The organism is Streptomyces sp. NPDC001219, from assembly GCF_053597915.1.
The window spans coordinates 31,654-38,239 of sequence record NZ_JBSFJF010000064.1; the positions used below are offsets into that span (position 1 = coordinate 31,654).

The window sequence follows — 6,586 nt, forward strand, 5'->3', positions numbered from 1 at the left end:
CGTTCCTTCGACCGTCGTGACGAGCGTTCCGGTGGCGGGTTCAACCGCGACCGCCGTGACGACCGGGGCGGCTTCAACCGCGACCGCGGTGACCGTCCGAGCCGCCCGTTCAACCGTGACGACCGCTCCGGCGGCCGTTCCTCCGGTGGCTACCGCTCCGGTGGCGGCGACCGTCCCTTCAACCGTGACGACCGTTCCGGCGGCCGTCCGGCCTCCGGTGGCCACCGCTCCGGCGGCGACCGCCCCTACGGCCGCCGTGACGACCACCGTGGCGCCCCGACCGGCTCCTTCGGCCGCCGCGAGGACAAGCCGCGCTGGAAGCGCAACGGCTGATCACCGACGCTGAACCGCGGGGCCCGTACGCACCCAAGTGCCGTACGGGCCCCGCGCGTTGTACGGCCTCCGGCGCGCCTGGCAGGGCCCGCCGGACCGCCTCGCTGTACCCCGCAGAATGGCTTGATCCATAATGCCTTCGGGCTGCGGCAGCTCCTCGGGCTATGCTGCTCGGTGCGGGCCATTAGCTCAATTGGCAGAGCAGTGGACTTTTAATCCATTGGTTCAGGGTTCGAGCCCCTGATGGCCCACCAGACACGGACGGGACGACCGTCCGGCCGGATACGGCACCCCGAGGGCCCGGACCGAACACGGTCCGGGCCCTCGGGCGTGTCCGGGGTGCGGCGCCTGGGCCAAGTTCCCTTGGGGGAAAGGGGCTTGGGGTGTGCACCGGGGCGGGGGGAGTGGGCTGCCCTTTTCCCGGCATCTCTTCTTTCCCGGTCTTCTTTCCCGGCGTCTTTTCGGACGTTCATCGCCTCGCCTCCTCCCGTGACGCGGCACGTCCCGTCCCGTGACTCGTCCGGCCCCCGACGAGTCGCCGTCCCGCCGCCCAGGGGCAAGCCTGGGGACGTCGCGGCTACCGGCACGGCGGGGCCCGTACGGACGGGCGGAGTGGGAAGAGGCCGGTGCGGATGCTCCGAGGTGAGGCGCCTTCCGGGGGTGACGGGGAGGGGAACGGGCAGCGTCGCTCGTGGTGGGCCGCGTCCGGGCTTCTGCTGGTGCGCCGGCTTCCCGTCCTTCTGATCGTCGGCGGGGTCGTCTTCAGCATGGCGGCGCCGCCCGGCTACACCGCCGCCCCCTTCTTCTCGGCCGCCCCGCCGGCCGCGGCGGCGCTCTTCTCCCGGCGCGGCACCGTTCTCACGGCGCTGGCCGCTGTGCTCGGCGAGGTCTGGGGCGTGCGCTACCGCGGTGCCGGGCCCGGCCATGGCGCGGCGGTGGCGGAGAGCGCCGTGGTCCTGGTCGTCGCCCTGTTGGCGGTCGCCCTCCACGGGGCCGCCCGGAGGGCCGACGCCCGCCCGGCCTCCGTACGGGACGTCGCGGAGGCGGTCCGGCGCGCCGTCCTGCCCGCGCCGCCCGGACGGCTCGCCGGGCTCGCCCTCGCCGCCCGCTACGTGGGCGCGCGGGCGGATGCCCTGACCGGCGGCGACCTCTATGCCGTGCAGGACACCCCGCACGGGGTGCGGCTGATCATCGGCGACGTACGGGGCAAGGGGCCGGCGGCGGTGGAGACCGCGGTGAGCGTCCTCGGTGCCTTCCGGGAGGCGGCGGAACAGGAGCGCACCCTGGGGGCGGTGGCGGGCCGGCTGGAGCGGGCGGTGCGGCGGGACGGCGGGCGGCGCGAAGGGGCGGAACGGACCGAGGCGTTCACCACTGCCGTACTGGCGGAGATCCCCGCCCATGGGCAGTCCGCCCTGCGGGTGCTCAACCGGGGCCACCCGCCCCCGCTGCTGCTCACCCCGGACGGTGGTCTGCGCGAGCTGGCTCCCGAGGCGCCGGCGCCGCCCCTCGGGCTGGGCGAGCTGACCAGCCGCCCGGACCACGCGGAGGAGACGTTCTTCCCGGCCGGGGCCCTGCTGCTGTTCTTCACCGACGGGGTGACCGCGGCCCGGGACCTGCTCGGCCGCAGCTACCACCCGCCGAGCAGACTGCGCGGCCGCCGTTTCCCCGGCCCCGACGCCCTCCTGGACACCCTCGTCGAGGAGGTCGCCCGGCATACCGGCAGAACGGGCGGCGCACCGGCCGACGACATGGCGCTGCTGGCGGTGCAGCGGCCGATGGGGGAGTAGGGGAGGGGCGGGAGTAGGAGCCGTGCCCGGTAGCTCAGTGGCCCGGGAGGTCCGCCGCCCCGGGGAGGTGGTGCAGGCTCTGGCCGTGCGGGCCGGTGAGTGCGACCGGGTGGCCGTCGAGCGCGAGGGTCAGCAGCGGCGCGTCGTCCGGGCGGGGCGACGGGGGTGCGGTCTCGGTGAGCCACGGCAGTACGGAGTGGTGCTCGTTGGAGACCCAGTGGCCGCCGCCGGGCCGCGCGTCGAGCAGTGACCGTACGAGTCGCGCGAACTCCTCGCGGCGGGCCGGCGGGAGGTACGTCAGCGCCGCGCTGTGGAAGATGACCAGCGTCGCCTCGGGCGGTGCCTCGGCGGCGAGCGCGGGCAGCTCGTCGATCAGGTCGCCGCGCACCATCCGTGGCCGCGGCGCCGCCCGTACCGCTTCGACGGCCGCCGACAGCCGTGCCGCCCGCTCCTCGTCGCCCGGCCGGACGAGCGCCCGCAGCCAGCGCAGATCGTCCGGTTCGGCCACCGGGTCGAGCGGGTCGAGGCCGATGCCGGCCCGCCAGACGATCTCCGGCAGCCGTTCGGGAAGTTCGCCGGCCGCCCCGCCCGTACGGCAGGTGAACACCAGCGGGCTCTCCGGTGCGCCCAGCTCGGCCCGGAGGGCGCCCGCGTGGTGGCCCTCCCCGTACGCGTCCGCGTCCTCGTAGCGGTAGCGATAGCGGTCGGGGTGCAGACACAGTCCGGCGGACGCGCCCACCTCCAGCAGCGCCAGCGGCTGCGGCAGCCGGGCGAGCAGCGGCAGCAGGGTGGCGCAGTGGGCCGGTTCGTCGGTCCGGGCGGCGCGCTGCATGATCACCGCGCGTACCTCGTCCCAGTGCCGGATCGTCCACTCGCGCCAGCGCCCGTACGCCGACTCGCCGCGCGGGCCCGATTCGGCGTGCGGGCCGTCGAGATAACGGACGGCGGCGAGCAGGAGGTCCGGCTGCTGCTTGTCGCCGGCCGGCAGCGACCCGGACAGCAGATCGCAGAGCTCCGCGTCCTGGCTGATCCGCGCGCTCAGCTCCTCGTGCGCCGCCGACCGGTCCCGGGCCTCCCGCCAGGAGAACTCCCGGTACCGCTCCGCCACTCCCCACGCGTTACCGGCAGCACGCCCGGCGTGCCCGGTGTTCCCGACGTTGACGACCATGATCCGACGTTACGCTCTCACCCTCCGTGACCGAGGGGCGCCCCTCCGCATAACGACTGGTGCACAATCCGCCGGAGATCGTTTAGCGGCGCGCGGCCAACTCGCCCGGTTTACGGCCGGGGTGGCCGAAAACGTCCCTGCAACCGAGGCGTGTTGCACCGACAAGGATTCGTGGGAACGCTTGGAATTCGGTCGCCATCTCTATTACTGTCCGATAACGCAGCGCGGTCGTCCCAGCCGTCGCAAGAGGCGGCACCGCGCGCCGACGCCGAATCCCGCACGCGCTTTTCACGCACCCCCAAGCACTTCGAACTGCACCAAGGGAACCGGGGAACCAACTTCCTTGGGGTGAATCGGACGCCCTCCGCCAGCGGGCGTCCGTAGGAGACCTTCCTGCTCCGAACCCGTCAGCTAACCCGGTAGGCGAGAAGGAAGGAAAGGAGTGCGCCCCCGTGGCGTCCAACAGGCCTGCCCCCGAGTCCCCGTCCGGCTACGAGCTCGACGACCGAGGTGCTTTCCCGGGCCCCGGCGCCGGTGATGACGGCGGACCGTGGGAGGAGTGGAATCCCACCGAGGAATCCACCCGTTCCGTCCGCGGCAAACACCGGGTGGCCAAGCAGCGCGGCGGACTTTCCCGGAGCGGCACCGTCCTCGGTGTCGGCGTCATCGCCGCGGTCGGTGCGAGCGGAATGGCCTCGGCCGAGGACCGTCCGCCGGTGCCGATCTCGATGCCCGACGTCGGCGGCATGGCCGACGACCTCTCCGAGAAGCTGCCGGACGCGAAGTCGCTGCCCGGTATCGGCGAGCTGATATCCGACGACGACTCCACCACCGCGTCCGCCGCGGCCGCCTCGGCTCCCGTCGACGGCGTGGCGCCCGCCGGGCCGCTCACCCGGACCACGCACGCGAGCGCGGACACCAGCGGTGACACGGGCGCCGGTGAGGCGCTGCGCAGCCGCATCCTCCAGCAGGCCGACGCGCAGCAGGACGCCGCCGAGCAGGAGGCCCGTGACGCAGCCGAGAAGGCCGCGGTCGAGCAGGCCGCCACGGAAGCCGCTGACCGACAGAAGTCGGCCGAAAAGGCCGCAGCAGCCAAGAAGGCGGCCGAGATGGAGGCCCAGCGCAAGGCGGAGGAAGCGGCCCGGCAGAAGGCGGAGGCCGAACGCCTCGCCAAACTGGCGAAGAGCTTCATCGCCCCGGTGTCCTCCTACACGCTCACCGCCAGCTTCGGCCAGGCAGGCGACCGCTGGGCCGCCGACCACACCGGACAGGACTTCGCCGCGCCGACCGGCACCCCCGTCAAGGCGGTGCACTCCGGCACCATCACCCAGGCCGGCTGGGCCGGCTCGTACGGCTACCGCATCGTCCTCACCCTCGACGACGGCACCGAACTCTGGTTCTGCCACCTCTCCTCGATGGTGAAGACCTCCGGCAAGGTCAACACCGGCGACGTCATCGGCCGCGTCGGCGCCACCGGCAACGTCACCGGCCCCCACCTCCACCTGGAGGTGCGCCCCGACGCCGGCGACCCGATCGACCCGATGCCCTGGCTCCGCGACCACGGCATCAGCGTCTGACGGGCGCGGGCGACAGCGACTGAGAGGGCGGCGGCGGGCGAGGGAGGCGAATCCCTTGGCCGCCGCCGTCGTCGTCGTTTTGGGTTCTTCGGTGCCTTCAGTGCCCTGGGGAACTCGGGGTTCTCGGGGTCCTCGGGGGTCCCCCGGAGTTCCCTGGGGCCCTCGCCGTGTGAGTGTTGCTGTCCAACTTGCCCTTCTCCGGCGGAAGTTGACCTCATCGGCGAAGCGGAAGGAATAATTCCCCTCCCCCCGACGCTTCCACTACGCATGACCGCGACACACAAGCCCCTCGGCTCCCTCTCCGTCTCCCCGCTCTCCCTCGGGGGCAACGTCTTCGGCTGGACGGCTGACGAGGCCGCCTCCTTCGCCGTGCTCGACGCGTACGTGGCGGGCGGTGGCAACTTCATCGACACCGCCGACGCCTACTCGGCCTGGGTCCCCGGCAACGAGGGCGGCGAATCCGAGACCGTCATCGGCAACTGGCTGGCCTCCCGCGGCAACCGCTCCGAGGTCGTCATCGCCACCAAGGTCGGCGCCCTCCCCGGCTACAAGGGCCTGGCCCCCGCCACGATCAAGTCCGCGGTCGACAACTCCCTCACCCGTCTGCGCACCGACTACATCGACCTCTACTACACCCACTACGACGACGAGTCGCTCGAGGTCGCGGAGTTCCTCTCGGCCCTCGACGACCTCGTCCGGGCCGGCAAGGTCCGCGAGATCGCCGCCTCCAATATCTCGGCGCAGCGCCTGGAGGAGTCCCTGGCCTGCTCCGCCCGCGAGGGCCTGGCCCGCTACGTCGCCCTCCAGCCCCACTACAACCTGGTCTCCCGCGACACCTACGAGGGCGAACTCGCCGAGGTCGCCGCCCGCCACGGCCTGGGCGCGGTGCCGTACTTCGCGCTCGCCGCCGGCTTCCTGACCGGCAAGTACCGCCCGGGCACCCAGGTCGACAGCGACCGCTCCGGGCGCGCTGCCCCGTACCAGGACACCGACCGCGGCCGCCGCGTCCTCCAGGCCCTCGACACCGTCGCCGCCGCCCACCGCGCAGAACCGGCCACCATCGCCCTCGCCTGGCTCGCCGCCCAGCCCACCGTCGTGGCCCCCATCGCCAGCGCCCGCACACCGGCCCAGCTCCCGGCACTGCTGGCGGTGAGCGAGGTGACCCTGACGAAGCCCGAACTCGACCTGCTGGAAGAGGCCTCGGCCTGACCGACCCGGGCCCGTCCCCTGCGGACCTGACCGACTCGGGCGCGCCCCTACGGACCTGACCGACCTGGCCGCGCCCCTACGGACCGGCCTGGCCGCGCCCCTACGGAGAGGAGCGGGGCATCACCGCCTGCCCCGCTCCTCTCCTTTTCTCCTCTACCGCTCTACCCCCGGCGATCCACCACGGCCCACGACGCCGCGGCCATCCCACCCGCCACCGCGAACACCGAAGGCCACGCCCCGATCTTCTTCGCCAACGGATGCGACCCGGCGAACGCGGCGACATACGCCCCACCCAACGCCGCCGCCGTCACACTCCCCGCCCTCTGCTGCCACTCCCGCGCCGCCACGGCCCCGACAGCCACCAGCGCGACCCCGCCGAGGGGGCGCTTCTTGGTCCAGCGGGCAACGGCGTAGCCACCTAGGACCTGTCGTCAAACTCCCGTCGTTCGCCCGAAGGGCGGCCCCGCGGGGTCTGGTGCGTGCGATCGCAAGGCGGAGGGTCGCCCCGATAC

The 6,586-nt window shown here is 73.3% G+C and carries 4 protein-coding genes, 1 tRNA gene, 2 pseudogenes and 1 riboswitch; of the genes and pseudogenes, 5 read left to right on the plus strand and 2 right to left on the minus strand.

Going from position 1 to position 6,586, the window contains the following annotated elements:
- The 3 genes and pseudogenes from ACWC9R_RS30040 to ACWC9R_RS30050 form a co-directional block, all read left to right on the plus strand.
- Positions 1 to 333, plus strand: a pseudogene (locus tag ACWC9R_RS30040) (DEAD/DEAH box helicase); the annotation flags it as partial.
- Between the two features lie 178 nt (positions 334 to 511).
- Positions 512 to 587: transfer RNA gene (locus ACWC9R_RS30045), tRNA-Lys, on the plus strand.
- Positions 588 to 965: 378 nt separating this feature from the next.
- Positions 966 to 2,120, plus strand: a complete 1,155-nt coding sequence (locus ACWC9R_RS30050; protein WP_450736191.1) for a PP2C family protein-serine/threonine phosphatase — start codon at positions 966 to 968, stop codon at positions 2,118 to 2,120.
- Between the two features lie 34 nt (positions 2,121 to 2,154).
- Here the strand turns inward: ACWC9R_RS30050 and ACWC9R_RS30055 are convergent, their stop codons facing one another.
- The gene (locus ACWC9R_RS30055) at positions 2,155 to 3,288 is read right to left on the minus strand and encodes a DUF2332 family protein (protein WP_450736192.1); all 1,134 of its coding nucleotides are present in this window, start codon (positions 3,286 to 3,288) and stop codon (positions 2,155 to 2,157) included.
- A 285-nt stretch (positions 3,289 to 3,573) separates the two neighbouring features.
- Positions 3,574 to 3,729: riboswitch (cyclic di-AMP (ydaO/yuaA leader) on the plus strand.
- Between the two features lie 11 nt (positions 3,730 to 3,740).
- On the opposite strand from ACWC9R_RS30055, the gene ACWC9R_RS30060 reads away from it, so the two are divergent.
- On the plus strand, positions 3,741 to 4,865 hold the full coding sequence (locus ACWC9R_RS30060; RefSeq protein WP_450736194.1) for a M23 family metallopeptidase: 1,125 nt from the start codon (positions 3,741 to 3,743) through the stop codon (positions 4,863 to 4,865).
- Between the two features lie 267 nt (positions 4,866 to 5,132).
- On the plus strand, positions 5,133 to 6,074 hold the full coding sequence (locus tag ACWC9R_RS30065; protein WP_450736195.1) for an aldo/keto reductase: 942 nt from the start codon (positions 5,133 to 5,135) through the stop codon (positions 6,072 to 6,074).
- 161 nt (positions 6,075 to 6,235) lie between these two features.
- On the opposite strand, the pseudogene ACWC9R_RS30070 reads toward ACWC9R_RS30065, so the two are convergent.
- A pseudogene (locus ACWC9R_RS30070) lies at positions 6,236 to 6,499 on the minus strand (hypothetical protein); the annotation flags it as partial.
- Positions 6,500 to 6,586 lie beyond the last annotated feature (87 nt).